Annotated in this window: 25 protein-coding genes; 13 read left to right on the top strand and 12 right to left on the bottom strand. The window is 69.2% G+C overall.

Going from position 1 to position 23013, the window contains the following annotated elements; all coding sequences use genetic code 11:
• Positions 1 to 30: 30 nt before the first annotated feature.
• Positions 31 to 915, bottom strand: a complete 885-nt coding sequence (locus tag AB0F17_RS46535) for an alpha/beta hydrolase (RefSeq protein ID WP_358036987.1) — start codon at positions 913 to 915, stop codon at positions 31 to 33.
• 171 nt (positions 916 to 1086) lie between these two features.
• Between AB0F17_RS46535 and AB0F17_RS46540 the strand changes: the two genes are divergently transcribed.
• The 6 genes from AB0F17_RS46540 to AB0F17_RS46565 all read left to right on the top strand — a co-directional run bounded on the left by AB0F17_RS46540 (position 1087) and on the right by AB0F17_RS46565 (position 6066).
• Positions 1087 to 3147 (top strand): ATP-dependent DNA helicase UvrD2, encoded by a 2061-nt coding sequence (locus AB0F17_RS46540; RefSeq protein WP_358037093.1) that lies wholly within the window; start codon positions 1087 to 1089, stop codon positions 3145 to 3147.
• A gap of 489 nt (positions 3148 to 3636) precedes the next feature.
• Positions 3637 to 4506, top strand: a complete 870-nt coding sequence (tesB, locus tag AB0F17_RS46545; protein ID WP_358036990.1) for an acyl-CoA thioesterase II — start codon at positions 3637 to 3639, stop codon at positions 4504 to 4506.
• Between the two features lie 113 nt (positions 4507 to 4619).
• Complete coding sequence (locus tag AB0F17_RS46550; RefSeq protein WP_358036993.1) at positions 4620 to 4883, top strand: hypothetical protein; 264 nt, start codon at positions 4620 to 4622, stop codon at positions 4881 to 4883.
• 127 nt (positions 4884 to 5010) lie between these two features.
• A complete protein-coding gene (locus AB0F17_RS46555) occupies positions 5011 to 5280 on the top strand; it encodes a WhiB family transcriptional regulator (RefSeq protein ID WP_357652055.1) in 270 nt (89 codons plus the stop codon).
• Positions 5281 to 5333: 53 nt separating this feature from the next.
• Positions 5334 to 5528, top strand: coding sequence for a hypothetical protein (locus AB0F17_RS46560; RefSeq protein WP_358036995.1), 195 nt, complete (start codon positions 5334 to 5336; stop codon positions 5526 to 5528).
• Between the two features lie 349 nt (positions 5529 to 5877).
• Positions 5878 to 6066 carry a hypothetical protein gene (locus tag AB0F17_RS46565; RefSeq protein ID WP_358036998.1) on the top strand — a complete coding sequence of 63 codons (189 nt, stop codon included), beginning with the start codon at positions 5878 to 5880 and terminating at the stop codon, positions 6064 to 6066.
• A gap of 174 nt (positions 6067 to 6240) precedes the next feature.
• Here the strand turns inward: AB0F17_RS46565 and AB0F17_RS46570 are convergent, their stop codons facing one another.
• From AB0F17_RS46570 to AB0F17_RS46585, 4 genes are all read right to left on the bottom strand, one after another.
• Positions 6241 to 6816: a dihydrofolate reductase family protein gene (locus AB0F17_RS46570; protein WP_358037001.1), complete on the bottom strand. Its 576-nt coding sequence runs from the start codon at positions 6814 to 6816 to the stop codon at positions 6241 to 6243.
• A gap of 55 nt (positions 6817 to 6871) precedes the next feature.
• Complete coding sequence (locus tag AB0F17_RS46575) at positions 6872 to 7231, bottom strand: transposase (protein WP_358037004.1); 360 nt, start codon at positions 7229 to 7231, stop codon at positions 6872 to 6874.
• An 80-nt stretch (positions 7232 to 7311) separates the two neighbouring features.
• Positions 7312 to 7965 (bottom strand): response regulator transcription factor, encoded by a 654-nt coding sequence (locus tag AB0F17_RS46580; RefSeq protein ID WP_358037007.1) that lies wholly within the window; start codon positions 7963 to 7965, stop codon positions 7312 to 7314.
• Positions 7929 to 9080 (bottom strand): histidine kinase, encoded by a 1152-nt coding sequence (locus tag AB0F17_RS46585; protein WP_358037010.1) that lies wholly within the window; start codon positions 9078 to 9080, stop codon positions 7929 to 7931. Before AB0F17_RS46585 ends, AB0F17_RS46580 begins: the two co-directional genes overlap by 37 nt.
• 156 nt (positions 9081 to 9236) lie before the next feature.
• On the opposite strand from AB0F17_RS46585, the gene AB0F17_RS46590 reads away from it, so the two are divergent.
• Together AB0F17_RS46590 and AB0F17_RS46595 are read left to right on the top strand one after the other, a co-directional pair.
• The gene (locus AB0F17_RS46590; RefSeq protein WP_358037013.1) at positions 9237 to 10142 is read left to right on the top strand and encodes an ATP-binding cassette domain-containing protein; all 906 of its coding nucleotides are present in this window, start codon (positions 9237 to 9239) and stop codon (positions 10140 to 10142) included.
• A complete protein-coding gene (locus AB0F17_RS46595; protein WP_358037016.1) occupies positions 10142 to 12373 on the top strand; it encodes an alpha/beta fold hydrolase in 2232 nt (743 codons plus the stop codon). Before AB0F17_RS46590 ends, AB0F17_RS46595 begins: the two co-directional genes overlap by 1 nt.
• A gap of 170 nt (positions 12374 to 12543) precedes the next feature.
• Here the strand turns inward: AB0F17_RS46595 and AB0F17_RS46600 are convergent, their stop codons facing one another.
• Positions 12544 to 13143 (bottom strand): hypothetical protein, encoded by a 600-nt coding sequence (locus AB0F17_RS46600; RefSeq protein WP_358037019.1) that lies wholly within the window; start codon positions 13141 to 13143, stop codon positions 12544 to 12546.
• Between the two features lie 69 nt (positions 13144 to 13212).
• On the opposite strand from AB0F17_RS46600, the gene AB0F17_RS46605 reads away from it, so the two are divergent.
• Complete coding sequence (locus AB0F17_RS46605; protein WP_358037021.1) at positions 13213 to 13860, top strand: TetR/AcrR family transcriptional regulator; 648 nt, start codon at positions 13213 to 13215, stop codon at positions 13858 to 13860.
• 131 nt (positions 13861 to 13991) lie between these two features.
• Here AB0F17_RS46605 and AB0F17_RS46610 read toward each other — a convergent pair whose 3' ends face one another.
• Genes AB0F17_RS46610 through AB0F17_RS46620 form a run of 3 tightly spaced genes read right to left on the bottom strand, consistent with a single transcriptional unit; the run spans position 13992 to position 16987 of the window.
• Positions 13992 to 14399, bottom strand: a complete 408-nt coding sequence (locus AB0F17_RS46610) for an FCD domain-containing protein (protein ID WP_358037024.1) — start codon at positions 14397 to 14399, stop codon at positions 13992 to 13994.
• A 59-nt stretch (positions 14400 to 14458) separates the two neighbouring features.
• On the bottom strand, positions 14459 to 15808 hold the full coding sequence (locus AB0F17_RS46615; protein WP_358037027.1) for an AarF/UbiB family protein: 1350 nt from the start codon (positions 15806 to 15808) through the stop codon (positions 14459 to 14461).
• Between the two features lie 48 nt (positions 15809 to 15856).
• Entirely contained in the window at positions 15857 to 16987 is a 1131-nt protein-coding gene (locus tag AB0F17_RS46620) for a ThiF family adenylyltransferase (RefSeq protein ID WP_358037030.1), read from the bottom strand.
• Positions 16988 to 17072: 85 nt separating this feature from the next.
• Here AB0F17_RS46620 and AB0F17_RS46625 point away from each other — a divergent pair, with 85 nt between their 5' ends.
• The 3 genes from AB0F17_RS46625 (at position 17073) to AB0F17_RS46635 (ending at position 19017) form a co-directional block, all read left to right on the top strand.
• Positions 17073 to 17852 (top strand): enoyl-CoA hydratase-related protein, encoded by a 780-nt coding sequence (locus AB0F17_RS46625; RefSeq protein ID WP_358037033.1) that lies wholly within the window; start codon positions 17073 to 17075, stop codon positions 17850 to 17852.
• 68 nt (positions 17853 to 17920) lie between these two features.
• On the top strand, positions 17921 to 18436 hold the full coding sequence (locus AB0F17_RS46630; RefSeq protein WP_214639830.1) for a M48 family metallopeptidase: 516 nt from the start codon (positions 17921 to 17923) through the stop codon (positions 18434 to 18436).
• Entirely contained in the window at positions 18433 to 19017 is a 585-nt protein-coding gene (locus tag AB0F17_RS46635) for a DUF2064 domain-containing protein (protein WP_358037036.1), read from the top strand. Before AB0F17_RS46630 ends, AB0F17_RS46635 begins: the two co-directional genes overlap by 4 nt.
• On the opposite strand, the gene AB0F17_RS46640 is transcribed toward AB0F17_RS46635, so the two are convergent.
• From AB0F17_RS46640 to AB0F17_RS46650, 3 genes are read right to left on the bottom strand one after another with little or no spacing between them, the layout of a single operon-like run.
• Complete coding sequence (locus AB0F17_RS46640) at positions 19004 to 19999, bottom strand: endonuclease/exonuclease/phosphatase family protein (protein WP_358037039.1); 996 nt, start codon at positions 19997 to 19999, stop codon at positions 19004 to 19006. The two genes, AB0F17_RS46635 and AB0F17_RS46640, sit on opposite strands and share 14 nt — an antisense overlap.
• Positions 20000 to 20035: 36 nt before the next feature.
• Positions 20036 to 20596 carry an NUDIX domain-containing protein gene (locus AB0F17_RS46645; protein WP_358037042.1) on the bottom strand — a complete coding sequence of 187 codons (561 nt, stop codon included), beginning with the start codon at positions 20594 to 20596 and terminating at the stop codon, positions 20036 to 20038.
• Positions 20593 to 21795: a zinc-dependent metalloprotease gene (locus tag AB0F17_RS46650; RefSeq protein ID WP_358037096.1), complete on the bottom strand. Its 1203-nt coding sequence runs from the start codon at positions 21793 to 21795 to the stop codon at positions 20593 to 20595. Before AB0F17_RS46650 ends, AB0F17_RS46645 begins: the two co-directional genes overlap by 4 nt.
• A gap of 130 nt (positions 21796 to 21925) precedes the next feature.
• Between AB0F17_RS46650 and AB0F17_RS46655 the strand changes: the two genes are divergently transcribed.
• The gene (locus tag AB0F17_RS46655; RefSeq protein WP_358037099.1) at positions 21926 to 22999 is read left to right on the top strand and encodes an NAD-dependent epimerase/dehydratase family protein; all 1074 of its coding nucleotides are present in this window, start codon (positions 21926 to 21928) and stop codon (positions 22997 to 22999) included.
• Positions 23000 to 23013: the final 14 nt, after the last annotated feature.

The raw sequence follows: 23013 nt of genomic DNA on the forward strand, positions 1-23013 counted from the left end.
GTGCAACAACCTGGAAGGCTCCGGTAATCCCTACCCGATGCGCTCGGCGATCCACTGCTGCACACGCTCGGCGACGCCCATCTCGCGATAGAGGGGCGCGCTGTGCGCGACGCCCGGCGAGGTGAAGATCGTCACCGGCACCCCCACCTGGCCCAGCATCTCCTTGAGCAGCTGGCTCTGCGACGGCGGCACGAACTCGTCCGTGGAGTGCACGGTCAGCACCGGCGCGTCATTGTGGCTGGCGTGCCAGGCCACCTCCATGCTGGCCCAGACGCGCGAACACCTGCCCCTGGGCAGACAGCCGCCGGCGAGCTGGATCGCCGAGTTACGGAGTTTGCGCTTGTACGGGTCCGGGGAGTTGGCGCCGTCGGCGTAGGCGCGCAGCGGCGAGATGATCGGCGAGAGCCCGACCACTCCCTTGAGCCCCCGCTGCCCGTCGCCGTACGTGCCGATCGACGCCGCGATGTGCCCGCCCGCCGAGAAGCCCACCACGACGTACTTGTTCGGGTCGAACGACCAGCGCTCGGCGTGCTTGCGCGCCAGAGCGATCGAGGCCATCGCGTCGATCCGCTGCGCGGGCCACGCCGCCTCGCCGGAGAGCCGGTAGTTGATGTTGAAGACCGTGTAGCCGAGGTCGGCATAACTCCGGGCGATCTCGGTCATCTGCTTCTTGTCGCCGCTGGACCACCAGCCGCCGTGGATCAGGAACACGCCGGGGCGCTTGGTGCCGTCCGAGGTCCACCAGATGTCCATGTCCTGGCGGCGGCGCGCGCCGTACGAGATGGTCTCGGTTGACAAACCGCTCAGCCCGTACGGGTCGGGAGATGTGGTCGCCACGGGGCCCGGGGTGGGGTCCTTCGTCGCCTGCGCCGTCATCGGCGTCAACGCGACGGCAGCGAGCGCGCAAACGCTCACGAAAACCGCTGTTCGCACGGCCTGCCCTTTCCCCCATGCAGTTGGTCGGGCCCCATTGTGGGGGAAGAGACCCGTTCTTCGCATCTCGGCCACGATTCGGACGACGGGCGGCATGTTGCCAGAATGGAGCCCTTCACCGCCACTGGCTGGGAGGATTGACAGGTGACCAACGTGGACGATGTCCTGTCCGGCCTCGACCCGGAGCAGCGCGAGGTGGCCGAGGCCGTACGTGGCCCCGTGTGCGTTCTCGCAGGTGCGGGCACGGGTAAGACCCGGGCGATCACCCACCGGATCGCCCACGCCGTACGCAGCGGGGTCGTCGACGCGCCGAGCGTGCTGGCGGTGACGTTCACCACACGGGCGGCGGGGGAGCTCAGGCAGCGGCTGCGGGCGCTGGGGGCGCCGGGGGTGCAGGCGCGTACGTTCCACGCCGCGGCGTTGCGGCAGCTCACCTACTTCTGGCCGCGGGTCATCGGCGGCGAGGCGCCCTCGGTGATCGAATCCAAGCTGCCGATCCTGATCGAAGCCTGCCGCCAGATCCGGAAAAATCCGGATCGGTCCGAGTTGCGGGACATCGCGGCGGAGGTCGAGTGGGCCAAGGTCACCCAGGTCGGTCCCGAGGACTACGCCGCGGCCGCCGCCAAGTTCTCTAGGACGCCCCCGGTGCCCGCCGAGGAGGTGTCCCGGCTCTATGAGGCCTACGAGCGGATCAGGCGCGAGCGGCACCTGGTCGACTTCGAGACGATCCTGGAGCTGACGGCCGCGGTGATGACCGAGCACCAGGAGGTCGCCGCGCAGATCCGCCAGCAATACCGCTACTTCGTCGTCGACGAATACCAGGACGTCAACCCGCTGCAGAAGCTCCTGCTCGACACCTGGCTCGGCGGACGCGACGACCTGTGCGTGGTCGGCGACCCCAACCAGACCATCTACTCCTTCACCGGCGCCTCGCCGCGCTACCTCACGGGCTTCGCCGTCGAACACCCCAAGGCCGCCGTCATCAAGCTGGTCCGCGACTACCGTTCCACTCCTCAGGTGGTCAACCTGGCGAACCTGGTCATCGCCAAAGGCCGCTCCGCGCACCGCCTCGACCTCGTCGCCCAGCGGCCCGACGGCCCCCGACCGGCCTTCGTCGACTACGACGACGAGCCCGCCGAGGCCGCCGGCGTCGCCAGGGCGATCAGGAAGCTGCTCGACCAGGGCGTCCAGTCCCGCGAGATCGCCGTGCTGTTCCGCGTCAACTCCCAGTCGGCGGCCTACGAGGAGGCCCTGTCCAAGGCCGAGATCCCTTACGTCCTGCGCGGCGCCGAGCGCTTCTTCGAACGTCCCGAAGTACGGCACGCGGTCGTGCTGATGCGCGGCGCGGCCAGGTCCGCCTCCGAAGAGCCCCTGGCCACGGAGGTCCACCACATCCTGGCGGGCATCGGCCTGACGCCCACGGTGCCGGGCGGCGGCAAGGCACGCGAGAAGTGGGAGTCCCTCAAGGCGCTGGCCGACCTCGCCGAGGACATGGCCGCCGACGGCGCCGACCTCGCCGCCTACGTCGCGGAGCTGGAGCGGCGCGCCTCCGAGCAGCACGCCCCGCCCGTCGAAGGCGTGACCCTGGCCTCCCTGCACGCCGCCAAGGGGCTGGAGTGGGACGCGGTCTTCCTCGTCGGGGTCACGGACGGGATGCTGCCCATCGTGTACGCGGAGACGCCGGAACAGATCGAGGAGGAACGGCGGCTGCTCTATGTGGGGGTGACGCGGGCGCGCGAGCACCTGTCGATCTCGTGGGCCCTGGCGCGCGCGCCAGGCGGACGCAAGGGGCGCCGCCCGTCGCGCTTCCTCGACGGCCTCACCGGCCGTCCCGCGCGGGCCGGCGCCGTCTCCGGCACTGTTTCCGGCACTGTTTCCGGCTCTCCTTCACGGGAGCGTCGCCCGGTCGCCGTTCCGGTCAGTTGCCGGGTCTGCGCCAAGACGCTGGTGGCGGCCACGGAACAGAAGCTGGGGCGGTGCGCCACCTGTCCGGCCGACTATGACGAGGGGCTGCTGGAGCGGCTCAAGGCGTGGCGCGCCGCGACGGCCAAGGAGGCGAAGTTGCCGTCGTACGTGGTGTTCACCGACGTGACACTGCAGGCCATCGCCGAGCGCGCGCCGGTCACCGAGCAGGACCTCCTGTCCATTACGGGAATCGGCCGCGTCAAACTCGACCGCTATGGGGATGCCGTCCTCGCGCTGTGCCGCTCCTGAAACCCTTCATCCAGCGCGACATCGACGCCACCTGGGCCTCGTACAACGTCGACCAGATGGAGATATGGAGATACCGTCCTGCACCGTGGAGGCCGACCTGACCAAGGTCGAGACCAACGGCGACGCGTCGGTGTCCGGTGTCCGGCTGCTCGACCCGGTGCCGGTCTCCGCTCTTTCTTGTACGGCAGGCACGGGAGGGCGCCAACCGCCGTGCGTGGCCGAGGGCCTTCCAGGGATACGGTTACCAGCTTCCCCGGCCGGCCGCCGTCACGTCGCGTCGATGGGCCATGTCCGTGGGTTCTCTGCCCGGTCGCTTCGTCCCCTCAGCCGGTTGCCCCTTCCCGTCAGATGCGGACCCCGGCCCCCGGGGAGGTCCGCTGTCCCGGCGTGCCTCTCCCCAGGGAGCCGGAGCGGTGGTGAGGTGCCGGGTTGGTGGGAGGTTGGGGGGCACGCCAGACTTGGGGCCAATGGTTGTTGTTTGGGGGGACTGTGAACGAGGCGTTGAAGGAGCTGCTCGACCTGCTGGACCTGGAGCAGATCGAGCTCGACATCTTTCGCGGGCGTAGCCCGGAGGAGCGTATCCAGCGTGTCTTCGGTGGTCAGGTGGCCGCGCAGGCGCTCGTCGCCGCCGGCCGTACCGTGCCGTCCGACCGGCACGTGCACTCGCTGCACGCCTACTTCATCCGCCCCGGCGACCCGTCCATCCCGATCGTCTACAACGTCGAGCGGCTGCGTGACGGGCGGTCGTTCACCACGCGCAGGGTCCAGGCGATCCAGCATGGCAAGGCCATTTTCACCATGTCCGCGTCGTTCCACATCTTCGAGGAGGGCGTCGAGCACCAGGCGTCCGTGAAGCCGGCCGTACCCGATCCCGAGACGCTTCCGACCTTTCAGGAGCGGATGACGGAGATCGCCGGTGTCAACGCCGAGTACAAGGAGTGGCTGAGCCGGCCGCGGCCGATCGACGCGCGTTATGCCTCGCCCCTGACGTGGGAGGCGTTCCAGAACCCCGAGCTGCGCAGCGCCGAGACCAACGTGTGGTTCCGGTACGACGCGGAGCTCGGCGACGATCCGCTGCTGCACGTGGTGCTGGCCGCCTACGCGTCCGACTTCACGCTGGTCGACACGATCCTGCTCGCGCACGGCATGGCGTGGGGCGCGTCCGATGTCGTGGGAGCCTCGCTGGATCACGCGATGTGGTTCCACCGGCCGTTCAGGGCGGACGACTGGTTGCTCTATGCACATGAGTCACCCTGGTCTGGAGGAGCGAGGGGGCTCGCGCGGGGTGAGATGTTCACTGCGTCCGGTGACCTCGTCGTGTCGGTCGTTCAGGAGGCCATGATCCGTGTGAAAAAGTAACAACATCGCAGGTAGAAAATATGTTGCCGGTTCTCCGGTTCCCGGTTTAGGGTCATGGTCAAGCGAGTCGGACAGGTCCTGTCCGACGATCTCATGAGTGGAGGTGAGTCCCAGTGATCAGCATCAAGATGTCGGCCACGCAGTGGCTCGCCTTCGCATGCCGTGACCTGGTGAGGCTCGTTGATGAGCCGGCCAAGCTACGGCACCAGAAGTCTGCCCGTCGCCAGGAGCCCGCCGCGTTCACGCACGCCCACTATGGCGTGGCCGCCCCGAGCGCTCCCGTCTACGTCGCAGGCAGTGAATTGCCGACCCAGCAGAACCCCAAGGGTGGACTGCGCGGTCCGCATCCCTGGAGGGATATACCGGTCACAACCTGACCGGTACATAACCTCCAGGCCGCGGATCCGCAAACAGGATCCGCGGCCTCTTTGTTTGTCCGTGATCCCCCAACCACCCACGAGGTGCCCGACCAAGATCAAAAAGATCGACCAAAAGGAGAACGTGATGGGGGCGAAGACGATCATGGACCTGATCGACGAAGCCAAGATCCCCTGTCGTACCGACCCTGACCTGTGGTTCGCAGAGTCGCCGGAGGACGTGGAGTTCGCGAAGGCGCTCTGCGGCGGCTGCCCGATCCAGAGGGCCTGCTTGGCTCGCGCGCTCGAGCGCGAGGAGCCATGGGGCGTCTGGGGCGGCGAACTGATCCTCCGGGGGACCGTCGTTCCCCGCAAGCGGCCCCGCGGTCGTCCGCGGAAGCACCCGGTCGCTGCCTGACCCCTAATCCCCCCAACCCCCCCAACCGCTACGAGCAGAAAGCAGACAGACAGATGAATCCGTTCTCCGCAGGGAGTCTTAAAGTGCCGTATCTTTCCCATGAACTGGTAAACGACCGAATACAAACGCTCCACCGCGAGGCCGAGGAGCAACGTCTCGTCGCGCGCATCCGTCGTGTGCAGCGTGCGCGCCGCAGCGTCGAGCGGGCGAATGAGCGCCTCATCCGGGCTCTGAGCCAGGAGGTCTGAGACGGAAGATCCTGCCGCCGGCGCAGGATCTCCCGTTGATTCGCACCGCGTGAGTTACGGTCTGAGTAAGTGAGCGGCCGGGCGCATCCAGCGCCCGGCCGCTCTTTTGGTGCTCAAGACGGAGGTAGTCCGCGATGGGCCGTGCTGGAACTGCTTCTGCCCGCCGCAGCGACGACGGGCAGGCCGTCCAGGTCGAGTCAAGGTCGAAGCGGATGCCTTCGCCTGCCGCTTCGACAAGCTCGCCGTCCGATTCCAGACGACCGTGCTCGTCGCCGCGAATCGGCGAGTGGCTGTGAGGGGCCGCCGTCCTGTCGCCCCGGCATGCCGTCCTGTCCCGCGACAGCAATCCGTGTCCCTCGGAGGTTTCGCGGCCGCCACCTACCACCGCGCCGCCACCTACCACCGCGCCGACAGCGAGAACGGTGACCACATCGACGACCCGTCCGATGCCGCCATCTACATGCTGATCGACGGCCTGAACGACAGCGACAACACGTTCGTCGTCATCCAGCCCGACGAGAACGACCCCGCTTGGTAGGTCTCAGTGGCCGTCCTCAACACCAGGCGAGGGCTACGAAGTAGTCCGCCGTGACACCCGTAGCCGCGAGCGCGATGTCACCACCGGCGACGAAATCAGCGACATCGCGCACGAGATCGTCTCGTGGCTCCAGGGTCGGAGCCGCCCAGCCCAACAAGCTGAGGCGGCAGCGTTCTAAGACACGGCCTGGCGCGCCACGCGGTAGCGGAGGTAGACGACTCTCGAGCTGAAGGTGCGGGTCTCGACGAGTTCGAGATCCACCCGGCGCTCGCGCTGGGGAAAGAACGGAATGCCACCGCCGACCAGCACCGGGTAGACCCTGGCCCGGTACTCGTCGATCAGGCCCAACGCGGCCGCCTCGGCGGCGAGAGTCGCGCCGCCGATCGCGATGTCACCCTCTCCCGGTTCGGCGCGCAACCGCTCGATCTCCTCCGCCAGGCCGCCGGAGGCCAGGCGGGCATGGCCCTGCACAGCTGACAGCGTGGTGGAGAACACCACCTTGGGGAGCGGCTTCCAGAGCGCGGTCCACTCGAGCATGGAGTCGTCGAGCGATGGATCCTGGTCGGCGGTCTCCCAGTACAGCATCGTCTCGTACAGCCGTCGTCCCAACAGGTGGACGCCGACCTCTCGTATCTCGTCGATGGCGAAGCGAAAGACCTCCTCGTCGGGCGCCGTCCAGTCGAAGCCGCCGTCCGGCCCGACGATGTAGCCGTCAAGTGAGACGCTCATCGAATAGGTCACGCTGCGCATCAGAAGTCCTCCTCGGTGACGGGTTCGACAGTACGACCGCAGGACGCCGCAGAACTCATCGCGGCTCGCGTAATCCCCTGAGCCAAGGCGGTTCCTTGTGGGCCTGGCCGTCCCGGTGTGCCCCGGCGGCGTGCTGGTGAGTCCGGCAGATCGTGGAGTCGACGTTCACCGTCCACCCGATGCGACCGCGCGCGTTGGCTCGCGCCTGGAGCTTGGTGAGCAGCCCTGCCCACACTCCCAGGCGCTGCCAGCGGCGGAACAGTCCGTTGACCGTCTGCCAGGGCCTATAGCAGGGCGGGAGGTCCCGCCACGGAGCCCCGGTTCGCGCTCGCCATCGGATTCCGTCGATCAGCATCCGCTTCGACCTGGACAGCCTGCCCGTCGTCGCTGCGGCCGGCAGAAGCGGCTCCAGCACGGCCTATTGATCATCTGACAGATCTCCCCGCCCCACGCGAAGATCATCACGAAGGGTGGCGATCTTTCAAAACACGGTCTCTAGCCGGGCTCGGCTTCGAGGTAGGCCAGGACCGCCATCACCCGGCGGTTGTGGTCGTCGGAAGGGGGCAGCCCCAGCTTGGCGAAGATGTTGTTGGTGTGTTTGCCGATCGCCTTGTCGGTGACGAACAGGCGGGCCGCGATCGCGGCGTTGGACATGCCCTCGGCCATCATCGCGAGCACTTCGCGCTCTTTCGGGGTCAGCTCGCCGAGCGGCTCGTCCCGCTCCCGGCGGACGAGGAGCTGAGAGATCACCTCAGCGTCCATCGCGGTGCCGCCGGCCGCCACCCGGCGCACCGACTCGACGAACTGCTCCACGTCGCCGATCCGGTCCTTCAGCAGGTAGCCCACCCCGCCGGAGTGGTCGGACAGCAGCTCACGGGCGTAGAGCTGCTCGACGTACTGCGAAAGGATCAGAACCGGCAATCCCGGCAGTCTCTTGCGAGCCTCAAGAGCGACCCGCAGCCCCTCGTCCGTCAGCGTCGGCGGCAGCCGTACGTCGATCACCGCCACGTCCGGCTGGTGCCGGATCAGCGCGTCGAGCAGCATCGGCGCGTTGTCGACGGCCTCGACCACCTCGAAGCCGTGTGCCGACAGCAAGCGGACCAAGCCGTCTCTCAGGAGTACGAGATCTCCGGCGATGACAACACGCACGGTAACTCCATGATGAGTTGGCTCGGGCCGCCGGGGGGACTGGATATGGCGAGTGTTCCGTCGAAGGCTGACAAGCGGCGCCGGATGCCGTCGAGGCCGGTGCCGGCCGCTGGGTGGGCGCCGCCGCGTCCATCATCGCCCACGGTCAGCCGCAGGACGCCTGCTTGGTGGCATAGCCGTACCCACGCCCTGGTGGCGCGGCTGTGCTTGGCCACGTTGGTCAGGGCTTCGGCGGCCGCGAAGTAGACCGCGGACTCGACGGGGGCTTGCGGGCGGGCGACCAGGTCGATGTCGATCTGCACCGGGATCGGGCAGAGCAGTGCGGCGGCCTGGATCGCGCCGGCGAGCCCTCGGTCGGCGAGGACTGGCGGGTGGATGCCGCGCACCAGGTCGCGCAGGTCGATGAGGGCTTGCCCGACGGATTCCCACGCCTCTCCCACCAGCTCGCGGACTTGATCGGGGTCGCTTGCGCTCTTGGCCAGCCCGAGGTTGATCCGTACCGCGATCAGCCTGGCCTGCGCGCCGTCGTGCAGGTCACGCTCGATCCGGCGTATCTCGGCGGCCTGCGCGTCGATGGCCGCCGCCCTGGACTCGGTCAGCTCCTTGACCCGCCGGGCCAGGGAGGGTGCCGGTCGTAGCAGGAGCGCTGCCAGGCGGGCCTGCAGCGTGTGCAGCAGCGGGATCGCCGCCACCGCGATCGCCAAGAAGGTCAGGATCGCCAGCGAGAGAGTGATCGTCTGCCACGGGCTGTTCTCCAGCGGGCGCAGATTGAGGATCACGCCGACGAAGGACAGCAACGTCCCGATGGTGATCACGCAGGACGGCCCGACGAGGGCGTGGACGGCCAGCCAGATCAGGTCGCGCCCGGTCCGGCCGCGCCGGTGCGGTTCGGGGATCTCGTGGCCGAGCACGCGCGCCGCCCAGGCGCGCTGATAGCGGGTCATGGCCTGGACCGGGGTCAGCGCCCGGGTCAGCAGAGGAAAACCGAGGCCGCCCACTGGGATCAGCGCCGCACAGCCTGCCAGCAGGGCGAGCAGCAGCCAGGCCGCCACGCCCGTGGCGGCGTTCAGCAGCAGCCCGGCGGCTGGTTGGAGGAGGTGGCGAAGCCTGGTCACGCCAGCATTCTGCCTGTTCGGCGGCGCGAGGACGGTAGGTCCAGCCCTACCACGGCGGGGGTGAAATCCCACCTTCGAGGGTGGGCGCAGGCCGATGGAGGAGTGCACGCCGCGCCTCGAAGCTGGATGCCGGCACCCGACGACGAGGGGAATCTCATGATCGAAGTAACTGGCCTGACGATGCGGTACGGCGAAGCGCCGGCGGTCGATGACCTGACCTTCGCGGTGAAACCGGGCTTGGTGACCGGCTTTCTCGGAGTCAACGGCGCGGGCAAGTCCACCACGATGCGGGTGATCCTCGGGCTGGAGGCGCCCGACAGCGGGACCGCGCTCGTGGGCGGCCGGCCGTATGGCTCGTTGAAGGAGCCGATGCGGGAGGTGGGCGCGTTGCTGGATGCGGGCGCGGTGCACGGCGGGCGGACCGCCGCCGCGCACCTGTGGTGTCTGGCCCGCAGTAACGGCATCGGCCGCAGCCGGGTCGGTGAGGTGCTGGAGCAGGTGGGGCTGGCCGAGGTCGCCGGACGGCGGATCGCCGGGTTCTCGCTGGGCATGCGCCAGCGGCTCGGCATCGCCGCCGCGCTGCTGGGCGATCCCGGGGTGCTGATGTTCGACGAGCCGGTCAACGGGCTGGATCCCGAGGGCATCCGCTGGATCCGCGAGCTGATGCGCCTGCTGGCGGGCGAGGGCCGCACCGTCTTGGTCTCCAGCCACCTGATGGGCGAGATGGCGCTCACCGCCGACCACGTCGTGGTCATCGGACGCGGCCGGTTGATCGCCGACACCACCATGTCCGAGATGCTCGAACGGTTCCAGCGCGGCGTGCTGGTCCGCGCGGCCGCCCAGCGGACACTGGCCGGTGTGCTGCGGGCGGACGGCGCGAGCGTGTACGAGGAGGACGGTGGGCTGTCGGTGAGCGGCCTTTCCGCCACGCGGATCGGCGAGCTGGCCCTGTCGCGTGGGATCGCGCTGAGCGAGCTGACCCCGCGCAGCGCCTCGCTGGAGGAGGCGTTCATGGAGCTGACCGAGGAAAGCGTGCAGTTCGGCGCGGGGAGGGACGCCTGATGCTCGACACCGTCGTCTCCGAGTGGCTGAAGTTGCGCTCGCTGAGATCCAATCTGTACCTGCTGGCCTTCTCAGTGTTGTCCGTGCTGCTCTGCGCCGGGGTGGCGTTCATAGTCTCCCGTAGCTTCGACAATCAGGCAGGCGACGACAGGCTGGTCTTCACCAGCATCGGCGCGGGGGTGGGCACCGGGCTGCCGGTCGCCTACTTCGTGATGGCCGCGCTCGGCGCCCTGTCGATCACTTCCGAGCATGCCACCGGCCTGATCCGCACGAGTCTGGTGGCTGTGCCGAGGCGGCAGCTGTTCCTGTTCGCCAAGATCCCGGCGCTGGCGGCCGTCACGCTGGTCGCGGGCGAGGTGCTGGTGTTCGCCATGCACGTGGCCGCGCAGGCCGTGCTGGGAGATCGCGCGGGGCAGGTCCTGCTCGACGGCCGGACGCTGGGCGTCTCCCTGACGGATCCGGGAGTGGCGGCCGAGCTGCTGATAGCCGGGGCGGTCATGCCGCTGGTCGCCATGGTCGGGCTCGGCCTGGGCGCGGTGATCCGCTCCACGGCGGGTTCGCTGGTCGCGCTGATCATGATCCTTTTCGTGCTGCCGGTGGTGGCGCAGACGCTGCCGTCGCCGTGGAGGTCGCGGATCGGCTCCTTCATGGTGGAGAACCTGCCGAATCAGATCGTCGCCGGGGACGGACCGGGCATCCTCCCTCCGCTCGCGGCCTTCGCCCTGCTACTCGCCTACCCGGTCGTGGCGCTCACCGCAGGGGCGGTAGCGATCGCCGTCCGAGGGCGCGGAATCCGGCCGCTGGTCGTGGGCGGGCTGCTGGCCGCCCTGCTGGCCGCGGTGACGGCGATTCCGTCCAGCGCCGCGGCGTCCGCGCTGTCATGGACAGCGTGTGGCGGCGACCTGGAGTGCGCCTCGGTCCAGGTTCCGGTGAACTGGTCGAAACCGTCGGGCCGGAAGATCTCCATCCGGATCGCCCGCCTGCCGGTCACCGGGACGCACCGCAGGATCGGCGCGGTGTTCGCCGTCCCCGGCGGGCCCGGCGGTTCGGGCATCGAGGACTTGAAGAAGAAAGGCGGCAACTTCACCCAGCTGCGTGACCGTTTCGACGTGGTCACCCTCGAGCCTCGCAATACCACCGACCTGGGCGTCATCCCGTTCGACTGCCTCGCCACCGGTGCCTGGATCACCGTGCCCGACAATCGTGCCGAATACGACAGGCTTGCCGCGAAGAACCGGAAATACGCTGAGCAGTGCCGCAAGGCCGACCCTGAATACTTCGACAACCTCGACTCGGGCTCCGTCGCCAGAGACATCGAGGCGATCCGGGTGGCGCTGGGCGAAGCGAAACTGAGCTTCTTGGCCACCTCCTATGGCGGGGTCGTCGCCACGACCTATGCTCGGCTGTTCCCCGGCGCCGTCCGCGCGCTTTACGTCGACGGCGGCGTCGACCACCTCGCCGACCATGCCACGGACCTGTGGATGAGGTACGCGGCGATCGAGGGCCAGTTCACCCGGCTCAGCGCCTGGTGCGAGTCCAGCGATGCCTGCGCTCTGCGGGGGCGTGACGTAGGCGCCGTCTGGCGTGGCCTCACCGCGGCCGCGGACCGTTCGCCTGTGCCGGTGGAGGGGACACAGGTCGCCTACAGCGGGTTCGACTTCAAGGTCGCCGCCGCTCCCGACGTGATCACCCCCGGCCCCGCGCCCGACTTCCCCAACTGGCAACGGTTCGCCAGGGTCGTCGACCAAGCCGTGAAGGGAGACGCCTCGGGCTTCGCCGACTACGTTGAGCAGGCCACGAAGAGCAAGAAGGTCCCCTCGTTCAGGAGTATGGACGCGACTCACTGCACGGATGGACTGGGCTTCGCCAGTTACGAGGAGTTCCAGCAGGTGAAGGCGCTCGATCAGCAGCTCTCACCGAACTTCGCCGGAAACGAGCTCTGGCATCCGCTCGGCTGCGTGGGCTGGCCGGCCCCGGTCACCAATCCCGCCAAGCCGCTGCCCGCCGACCGGCTACCGCCATTCCTCGGGGCCGGCACCTGGACCGACCACGCGGACGTCGCCGACACCGTGAGCCGAGTGCCCGGCTCGTCCACGGTCCGTTACAACGGATCTGGACACGGCCTCTACCTCACCGGCAACCAGTGCGCCATCTCATACGCCAACCGGTACCTCATGTTCCTCCGCCTGCCGGCAAAGGGGACCGTCTGCGAGCCACCGGCCGTCAAGTGACTGGTTCCAGACAGGTTCGTGGTGAAACGGGAGAGCCTGATCGATCTCCGGCCTACGGCAGGGCCGGTCCGGCGCGTTCCTATTCCGCGGCGGCCGTACACCGCGAAGCTCCCGAGGTGCCCGAACGGCGCCTCGGGAATCGCGTCGACAGTGAAGCCGGTACTGGCGAGCTAAGCGGTCACTCGCCGTTGGGAGGGGAGGGGCGCGGCTTCCTCCTGGGCCGACCAGAGGCGGGCCGACATCCAGGCGATCCCCGCCGCCGCCACTGCCAGGCCGATCAGGTAGACGGGGAGCGGGACCATGTTCCGCAGCGCGCCGGGGATCATGCCGACCGCGTAGAGGATGACTCCAAGGGGCGGCAGGGTGCCCGCACGCAGGGCCGCCGCGCTGAAGGTCACAACCCCCGCCAGCAGCACGACCGAGGTGACGAGGAACGCCCGCCCGGTGCCTCCGGCCAGCAGCTCGGTCACCTTGGCGCCGTCCAGGAGCGGGAAGACGTAGTGCAGGATGTACTCGATCGCGTAGGCCCCGGCCAGCCCGGCGGCGTTGAGCAGGTAGCCGATCAGGCCGAGGGTGCCGGCCGTACCGCGAATGAGCAGGTAGAGGCCGGTGATCGCGAGTAAACCGGTCAACGCCCCGAAGGGGGCGATGGCGTGGGTGAGCGTGGTTTCCGGCAACAGGCCCGCGCGGCGGAAGACGTTGATCACCAGCAGCACGGCGGAGGCGAACCCGGCCGTGGCGCTGGCCCGGTAGAGAGCCGATGGACGCATATCGGAGTCCCCTTCTCGAAGGTGATAACGCTCGTTATCATGCGCGTTATGGGCCGTTAGGGTGAGAGGGTGCCGAGAGACGTAAGCACCTCGAAAGAAGTCGGCGAGCTGCGTGGCGACCTGCTGGAGGCGGCTGTTCGCGTCCTCCGCGAGCAAGGGGCGCCGCACCTGACGCTCCGGCGCGTCGCCGAGCAGGCGCGGACGTCCACGATGGGCATCTACACGTGCTTCGGCGGCCGGGCGGGGCTGCTGGAGGCGGTATATCGGTACGGGTTCGACGTGCTGCAAGAGATGCTGCTGGGCTCGCTCGACGGTCACGCGGAGCCGCGTGATCGGATCATGGCGGTGGCCTGCGGATACCGGGAGTTCGCGCTGGCCGATCCGGCGCTCTACGCGTTGATGTTCGAGCGGCCGCTGCCCGACTTCGATCCCTCGCCCGAGCTGCGGCAGGACGCGCTCGGGCGGACGTTCAGCCTGCTGACGGAGGCCATCGGGGCGACGGGATCGGAGGATCCCACGCGGATGGCCTATCTGGTGTGGACCACGATCCACGGCCTCGTCAGCATCGAGCTCACCTGCTCGGGGCGTAGCCCGCTGCCCGGTTGGTTCGTCGACTCGCGGGAGGAGGGCGGCCGCGTGCTCGCCGACGGGGTGAGCACTCTCCTCAGAGGGATGCGCCAACCGGACGGGGATCTGCCGCTGTCCGATCGGACGTGATCGGCCTCCGCAGGAGCGCCTGTGCCTGACCGGTCGTGATCGGCTGAGCGGGAGTGCCCGTGCCCGGCCGATCGTGATGGACCCGACCCGACGCCTGGGAGGTTCTGACCGGTCTCTGCTGGACAAGCCTCCTATGCCTCCAGGCCGCCGCTGTCCTTGACGCGGTCGACGAAGCAGCTCATGTGGTTGCGCAGCAGGGCGGCGGCTTCAGGGGCGGAGTCGGACTGGGCGGCCTGGAGGATCTGACGGTGTTCCTCGGCCTCCGACTCCCAGGTCGGCACCCGGACCCAGGCCGCCGCGGAGATCAGGGCGGTCTGGTCGCGGAGGGCGTCCAGGGTGCTGACGAGCAGGGGGTTGCCGCAGCCCGCGTACAACGCGCGGTGGAAATCGCGGTTGGCCAGGCTGCGATCGGCCCGGTCGGCGGCCTCGTCGGCGCGGCGCAACGCCTTGGCGGCGGGGGTGAGATCCGTTCCGTGCTGGACCGTACGCGAGAGCGCCTCCGGCTCCAGCAGGAGGCGCAGGTCGTAGACCGATTCCATCAGGGCGGTGTCGACCGCCGTCGTGGACGTGGATCACGACGGCGGGTCCCGCTCTCAGCTCAGCTGACCGGCAGTGCCTCGTCCTCGGGGTCGTCGGCGAAGCCCGGAACCCAGCGGATCGCCTCGTCGCGGAAGCGGGCCGTGGTGCCCAACTGGCAGAGGACGCCGACCCCCGCCGCGTGTACGCGGTGGATGAGCACGTATGAGACCGGCAGGTTGAGCTGGCGGATCACGTTCGTGGGGCGAAGGTCGGTGACGCTGGCCGCCTGGGCCTGGAACCATTCGCGGCTGAAGGTGAACTCCTCGACCGCCGTCGGCTCGACGTAGGGGGAGAGGAACGAGCGCAGGGCGTCGCCGTCCACCTCGATGTCGGGGCGGATGAAGCCCTCGGCGCGCAGGCCCGCGACCACGTTGTCCATGTCGCCTTGGTTGAAGATGCGGGTCAGCTGGCCGAAGGACCTGGGATAGCCGTCAGGCAGGCGGTTGACGGCGCCGAAGTCGAGGACGCCCAGCTTGCCGTTGTCGAGCAGGCGGAAGTTGCCGGGGTGCGGGTCGGCGTGCAACATGCCGACCCGGGCCGGTGAGCAGAACAGGAAGCGGACGAAGAGCAGGCCCGCGTGGTCGCGCTGCTCCTTGGTGCCGTCGGTGATGACGCGGGACAGGGGAGTGCCGTCCATCCACTCCGTGACCAGCACCATCTCGTTGGCGGCGACCACGTCGGGGACGTGGAAGTCGGGGTCGTCCTTGAAACCGAGCGCGAAGGCGTGCTGGGCCTCGGCCTCGCGCAGGTAGTCGAGCTCCTCGGCGATGCGCTCACGGAGCTCGGCCAGCACCGCCTTGATGTCGAGGCCGGGCAGCACCACGCCGAAGAGCTTGCCCAGCCGCGCCAACTGGGTGAAGTCACCGAGCAGGGCCTTGCCCGCACCCGGGTATTGGATCTTCACCGCCACGTCGCGGCCGTCGTGCCAGACCGCCCGGTGCACCTGTCCAATCGAGGCGGCGGCAGTCGGCCGGTCGTCGAACGACTCGAAGTAGTCCCGCCAGCCGTCACCGAGCTGCTCGGTGAGCACCTTGTGGACCGTGGCGACCGGCAGCGGCGGGGCCGATTCCTGCAGCTTGGTGAGCGTGGCGCGATAGGGCCCGACGATCTCCTGAGGAAGGGCCGCCTCGAAGATGGACAGCGCCTGCCCGACCTTCATCGCGCCGCCCTTGAGCTCGCCGAGAACCTTGAAGATCTGTTCGGCGGTGCGCTGCTGGATCTCCTGGGCGACGATCTCGGCGGACTTGCCGCCGATCCGCTTGCCGAGCCCCAGAGCGGCACGGCCGGCGAAGCCGAGTGGAAGGGTGGCAAGCTTGGCGGAACGCGTAACGGCGCGGCGCGGCAGATCGCTCACACTGATGCGCGGCATCCTGGCTGAGACACCGCTTCCCCCCTTCGAGGTTCCCCGGACCCATCGTCAGCCCATCGCTGGTGACTGACATGACCATTCTGGGCGATAGGGATGGTTTCGCATACAACGACATTGCGGTTGCTGTGTCCATGACCTGGTTTTCCATCGCCAATCAGGCATGATGTCCAATGTGCCGTTGGTCACAACGGGGTCGCGCCCGTCGATGTGAGCGAGCGCGTGGCCCGTGGCAGAGGCCGCCACCAGCGTCGCCATGGTCGTGTCGCAGGCGATCTCGCCGGGCGGATAGCCGCCCAGTCGCGCGGTGACGATGGGCCACGCGGGGTCGGCATCGCGCCGGGCCAGGTCGAGGCAGTGCAGGCAGGCCGTCTCGCCCGGAAGGACGAGCGGCCCCACGGACCCGTGGCCCTCGAAGGCGGACACGAGCAGGTGGGGGATGCCGAGAGCGGTCAACTCGTTGACCAGCACGCCGTCCAGCGGGGCGACCGGTGCCAGGACCACCAGATCGGGACGGTCGTAGCCGTCGCCCAGGTAGGGGCCACCGGCCTGCGCGTTCGTCGCCGGCATCGAGGGCGTCCCGGGAATCGCGGAGTCGCCGGCCGGAGCCATCACTTCCGGGCCGCCGGAGGTGAGGCGCCGGGCGAGTGCCACCGCCCCGTCCTGGCGGCTCATCCCCAGCTCCGACCACGTCAGCCCGCCAGGCGCGAGGTCACACGGTCGTACCGGACCTTCGTCGAAGACCCGGACCGCCCCGATCCCGCACGCCGCCAGCAGCCCCACCACCTGCGCCCCCACCCGCCCGGCCCCGTAGACCCGCACCCGTGCCCGCCGCCGCCGCGCGAACACCGCCGCCCCGTCACCGGCCAGATCGAGGACATCCAGATCGGGAGCCAGACGATCACGCTCACCGAGAGAAAGCCGAAGGGGCGGGATCGCCGCGTCATCCAGCACCCCCTGCGCGGCGAGCCGATCCAGCAGCGCCCGGCAGTCCGCCTCGCCCAGTCCCGCGGCGGCGCCGTCACGCAGAACCTGCCCCAGGTCGCGGGTGCCGTCGAGCCCCGCCACCCATTGGTGCTCCGAGCCCGTCACCAGGACGGAACGCAGGGGGTGTGCCCCCAACTGCAAGGTCTGCTCGTCACGGACGATCCGCCGGAGCGCGGGTTTCACACGTGGCCTCATGGCGCGCAAGACTGCCACCTCGATCCAAGATCCCGAGTGCCTTACGAGCCGCCTGTGGATAACCCTCCGCCGTTACGCTCCCCCCATGAGCGAACTCCTGGTGGACCGCAGAGACGACGGGACCGTACTGATCACCCTCAACCGCCCCGACATACGCAACGCCATGACGGACGGCATGACCGGCGAGTGGCGCGAGACCATGGCCGCACTGGCCACCGACACCGGCGTCCGCTGCGTGATCGTCACGGGCGCCGGCACCGCGTTCTCCTCCGGCGGCGACCTGTCCTGGCTGGGCGAACGCGGCACGGAGACCGTGCCGAAGCTGCGCGACCGGATGCTCGCCTTCTACCGCACCTGGCTGGCCATCACCGGATTGGAGGTGCCGACCATCGCCGCCGTCAACGGCCCGGCGGTGGGGGCGGGCCTGTGCGTGGCGCTGGCCTGCGATCTCGTGTACGCCGCCGACGACGCCAAGCTGCTGGTCCCGTTCACGAAGCTCGGTCTGCATCCCGGGATGGCGGCCACGTACCTGCTGCCGAAGAGGGCGGGCGCCCTCGGCAGGGAGATGCTGCTGACTGGCCGCACGGTCACGGGACAGGAAGCCGCAGTTAAAGGTCTGGTAAATCAATCTTTCCCGGGAAATGACCTTATGGCGGAAGTAGAGGCCCTCGCCCAGGCCATCGCGCAGAACGCCCCGATTGCCACAAGACTCACCAAGGTCGCCCTGAACCAGGACCATCCACACCTGGAAGCCGCGCTGCGCTGGGAGTCCCTCGCCCAGCCGGTGACCATGGCATCCGCCGACATGATCGAGGGACTGGTCGCGCATCGGGAAAGGCGCATGCCCAAATTCACCGGGTCTTAATCATCTGACCAGCAGAAACAACGACTCCCCCTCTGTGGAATTTCGCCAGTCTCGGCTACCGTGCATATGTGCCCCCCGAGACAGTCGAGGTCCGTCGCAGTTCTCGTCGCCGGCGTACGGTCTCCGCCTACCGCGACGGCGACAAGACGATCGTGCTCCTGCCTGCCTGGCTGAGCGGCGAAGACGCTGATGAATGGGTGAGCCGGATGCTCGATCGGCTCGCGGCCAAGGAGAGCCGGCGAAGACCGACCGACGAAGCCCTCCTGGAGCGGGCCAAGGAGCTGTCGGCGAAGTATCTCAACGGCAGGGCCATGCCGGACAGCGTGCGCTGGGTGGACAATCAGCAGCATCGATGGGGATCATGCACCCCGGAGAACGGCACGATCCGGATCTCGACCCGCCTCAAGGGTCTCCCTGAGTGGGTCATCAACTACGTGATCATCCACGAGCTCGTACATCTGCTCGTTCCCAGCCACGGCGCCAGGTTCTGGGCGCTGGTCGAACAGTATCCCAAAGCAGAACGGGCGCGCGGGTTCCTCGAAGGATTCTCCGCCGCCGCCCATACGGCACCGGAGGAGTGTTGACGCGCATCGCCGCGGTTCTCGTACGGCAGAGCATGGCGCGGGCGGCCCCCGAGGGCATGGACCCGGACGAGTTCCTGGAGGCCATGGCCGAGGACACCTACGAGATGGTCGCCGGCCTCGAACTCGTCACGCCGGTCCTGGTCACCAGCGTCCCCGGCCTCGACGCGATCGTCTGGCCCGGCACCGAAGTGATCATGATCGACGAGGACGAGCCGCTCAAGGTCATCATGGGCCGGTTCGCCGGCGACCAGGCCGTGGTGATCGGCGCCGACGCGCCCGACCTGCCGCCCCTGCTGGTCGGCAAGCTCTTCCGCGAGCTCGGCCGGGCCCAGATCACGCTCTGTCCAGCCGAGGACGGCGGAGCCGTGGCCCTGGCCTGCGGTCTGCCCATGCCCGGATGGGCCGATCCCGATCTCGACGACCCCGACCCGGTGACGACTCTGCGCGCCCAGGCGCCCGGCCGTCGCATGGTGGCCACCGGCCCCGGCTGGCACCGCCTGCGCACCCCCGAAGACGTCACCCGCCTCGACCCCGGGCTGGAGGGCTGGGACAACCTCAGGGCACTGCTCAAGGCACGCTGAGCTCCGCGAACACCGCCCGATGGTCGGTGTCGGGCACGGTGTGCACGCTGACCTGCTTCACGCCCACCCGCTGGTCCACCAGCACATGGTCGATCGTGATGATCGGTGGCACCCGCTTGTTGGCCGGCCAGGTCGGGATGAGCCCGGCCCCGACCTGATCGGCGGCGTCCTTGTAGCCGCGCGACAGCAGCCGGCGCATGGGCGTGTGGTCGAGCGTGGCGTTGAAGTCGCCCGCCAGGATCCGCACCGTGTCACTCGAAGCGGCGGGGAGGTCGTCCAGGGCTTCGACCCAGTTCGTCACCTGGGGACCGAGCGGCGGAAAGGGATGCACGTCCACGAACTCGATCGGCTTGCCACCGGGCAGCGAGACCATCGCCGCGGGCATGTTGTGCCCGACCGGCGGTATCAGGTGGTAGATCGGCTTGAGCGGATGCTTGGAGTAGAGCCCGCTGCCGCTCGCGGACCATTCATCCTGGAGCACCCGGTGCGGCATCAGAGCGGACAGCCCGGCCGCGTCGAGCGCCTCGACGCCTGGGGGCGTGAGCTCCTGAGTGCTCAGCACGTCCGGGTCGAACCGGCGCACCAGGCCGATGATCGTCTCCGGGTCGGCCCTGCCGAAGAGCATGTTGATGGTGAGCACCCGGAACGGCCGGCCCGCCGTGGCGTCCGCCGTACCCAGGGCCCGGGGGAGGACCGCGAAGCCGAGAGCGGTCGTCGTGAGCAGCGCCACCGCGGCCGCGGCGCGCTTGCGGGTGAGCGCGGCGATCATCAGGGGGACCACCGAGCCCGCCGCGGCGTACGGCGTCGCGGTCATGAGCTGGGTGGCCAGCGAGCCGCGTTCGAGCCCCGCCACCCTGGTCGCCGCCCAGGCAGCGAACGGAGTCACGGCCAGCCAGGTCAGCGTGGTGCCGGGGAATTTGCGCCGTTTCCGAGGGGGCGTAACGATCGTACCGCCGACCGAGTTTTCGGCTGAGGTGTGCACATTGCCCCCTTGGAACGGTACAAGCCCAGGCGGACTCTAACCGAGCGCGCGTGTATTTGCGGTAAGCGCCACGCGGCCACGTGCCGCCAGCCGGCGGGTCGCCTCATCGGAGAGCTCCGGGATCTCGTCGAGCGGGAACCAGCGCAGGTCGAGGGACTCCTCGCTGATCACCGCCTCGGCGTCCGCGGGCGCCACGGCCGCGTACTCCACGTCGAGATGCCAGCTGTGCGGGGGGTGGCACCAGACCTGGTGCTTGTCGACGGCCAGCGGGCCGGGCAGCAGCTCCAGGCCGGAAATGCCCGACTCCTCCACCGCCTCGCGCAACGCGGCAGCCGCAAGGGAGGTGTCGGAAATTTCACAGTGACCGCCCATCGGCAGCCACATGCCTGCCTTGGGGTGGAGTGTCAGCAGTACCCGCGCGCCGTCGTGCGACAGCACCGCGGTCGTAGCGGTGAGATGCCCCGGCACGCACTCGCGCAGCATCGCGTCGTCGTGCGTGCGCAGGTGATCGAGGAACTCGGCGCGCAGTGACTCCTCGCCGGGCGTGGGCGCGGCCCAGCCGGAGAGCACGGCCACCGCGTTGTGGCGCAGGCTCAACTCTGGTCGTCCTCGTTGGGCTTGACGTCCAACTGGGAGATGTCCCAGGCGGCCTCGCCGCGGACGAACGCGTCGGGGTCGTCGAGGTCGTCGGCGTGCGGCAGCAGGTCGGGGTGGCCCCACAGCGCGTCGCGCCCGTCGATGCCGCGCGCCTCCTTCAGCGCCCGCCACAGCGTCGCCGCCTCGCGCAGCCGCCTGGGCCGCAGCTCCAGCCCGACGAGCGTACCGAAGGTCAACTCGGCCGGGCCTCCGGTCGCGCGGCGCCGTCGTACGGTCTCGGCCAGGGCGACGGCCGAGGGCAGCTTGCCGTCCGCGGCGTCGTCCACCACGGTGGCCACCCAGCCCTCGACCAGGGCGAGCATGGTCTCCAGGCGGGCCAGCGCGGCCTTCTGCCGTTCGGTCTCCTCGGGCTTGAGCAGCGCGCCGCCGCTCAACGCCTCCTGGATGGCCTCGGGGTTGTTGATGTCGAGCCCGCGGATCTGCTCTTCGAGCGCCGAGGTGTCGACCGTGATGCCCCTGGCGTACTCCTCGACGGCGCCGAGCAGGTTGGCGCGCAGCCACGGCACGTGCTGGAACAACCGGTGGTGCGCGGCCTCGCGCAGCGCCAGATAGAGCCTGATCTCGTCGGCGGGGTGCTCCAGGCCCTCGCTGAACGACGCGATGCCACCGGGCAGCAGCGCGGCGGTGTCGGACAGCGGCAGGCCGATGTCGGTGGTGCCGATCACCTCGCGGGCGAGCGAGCCGAGAGCCTGGCCGATCTGCTGGCCGACCATCATGCCGCCCATCTGCTTGAGCATGCCCATCAGCGGCCCGGCCATCTGCTGGGCCTCCAGAGGCAGGCCCCCGCCGCCGAGCGCGCCGCCCATGGTCTCGACCATGCGTGCGGCGATCGGCTCGCAGAGCGTGCGCCACACGGGCACGGTGTTCTCGATCCACTCGGACCGGCTCCACGCCTGCGGGTTGGACACGCCGCTGGGGAGGGTCGTCGCCTCGTTCAGCCACAGGTCGGCCAGGCGCAGCGCCTCCACGATCTGGCGGCGCTCGCCTTCCATGACGCTCGGATCACTCTCGGCGACCACGGCGTGGCGGGCGATGTTCTTGGCCATGTCCCAGTTGACAGGGCCGGAGCCCTGGGGCGCCGACAGCATGTCGGCGAACTGGCGCATCGCCTGAGCCATCTGCTCAGGGTTGCCGAACATGGCGAACGGGTTCTCGTTGGGGTCGTTTTCGCGACCTGGCAGGTCAGTCACCGCTCTACCTCGTGCAGGATGGAGGAGTCCACATCCGCCACGTTAGTCGTCCTACGGCGGATCAGTGCAAAGTGAGGACCTGGTGCCTACCTCGAAACGCCCGCGCCACCCCGTCGTCGCCGTCACCGGGGCCGCTTCAGGCATAGGCCGGGAGCTGCTCGCAAAGCTCGTGTCCTCCGCGGATTTCCGCAGGGTGGTGGCCATTGACGAGGAGCGCGGTGACGTCCAGGAGGCCACCTGGAGAGTGATCGACGTGCGGGATCCGCTCTTGGCGAACCGCATCTCCGACATCGACGTCCTGGTCCACCTGGCCGGTGACTACGCCGTCGACGCGAACCCCGCCGAGCGGCGCGCGTACAATCTGCGAGCTGCGCAAACGGTGCTCACCGCGAGCGCCGCCGCACGCGTCCGGCGCGTCGTGCTCGTCACGAGCGCGATGGTGTACGGCGCAGCGCCCGACAACGACGTGCCCCTGCCCGAGGTGTCCCCGGTCGCGGCCGAGCCCGACACGGGGGTCGTGGGCGACTATCTGGAGATCGAGGCGCTCGTACGCAGGTCGTCGCGGAGCCACCCCGGCCTGGAGGTGACCGTGCTGAGGCCCGCGGCCGTGGTCGGTCCCGGCATCGACACGGTCATCACCCGCCATTTCGAGTCGCCCAGGCTGCTCACGGTCAAGGGCTGCTCGCCGCGCTGGCAGTTCTGCCACGTCGACGACCTGGTCTCGGCGCTCGAACTGGCCGCGCGCGGTGTGGTGACCGGCGTGGCCGCCGTCGGCTCCGACGGCTGGCTGGAGCAGGAGCAGGTCGAGGAGCTGTCCGGACTGCGACGCTTCGAGCTGCCCGCGGGCCTCACCTTCGGTACGGCGCAGCGCCTGCACCGGCTGGGCATCACCCCGGCCCCCGCGACGGACCTGCACTATGTCGTCTACCCGTGGGTCGTCGACTGCACGGCGCTGCGTGAGGCGGGCTGGAAGCCCGTCTGGACCAACGAGGCCGCGTTCGAGCAGCTCCTTGAGCTGCGCGAGAACAGGACCACCGTGGTCGGCAGGCGGCTGCCGGTCAAGGAGGCCACGCTCACGGCCGCCGGCGCCACGGTCGCGGTCATCGGCACCGCCGCCATCGTCCGCCAGGTACGCAAGAAGCGCCGGCTGTGAATATGTAGGCTCTT

This window comes from Nonomuraea sp. NPDC026600 (genome assembly GCF_040638335.1).
Lineage (GTDB): Bacteria > Actinomycetota > Actinomycetes > Streptosporangiales > Streptosporangiaceae > Nonomuraea.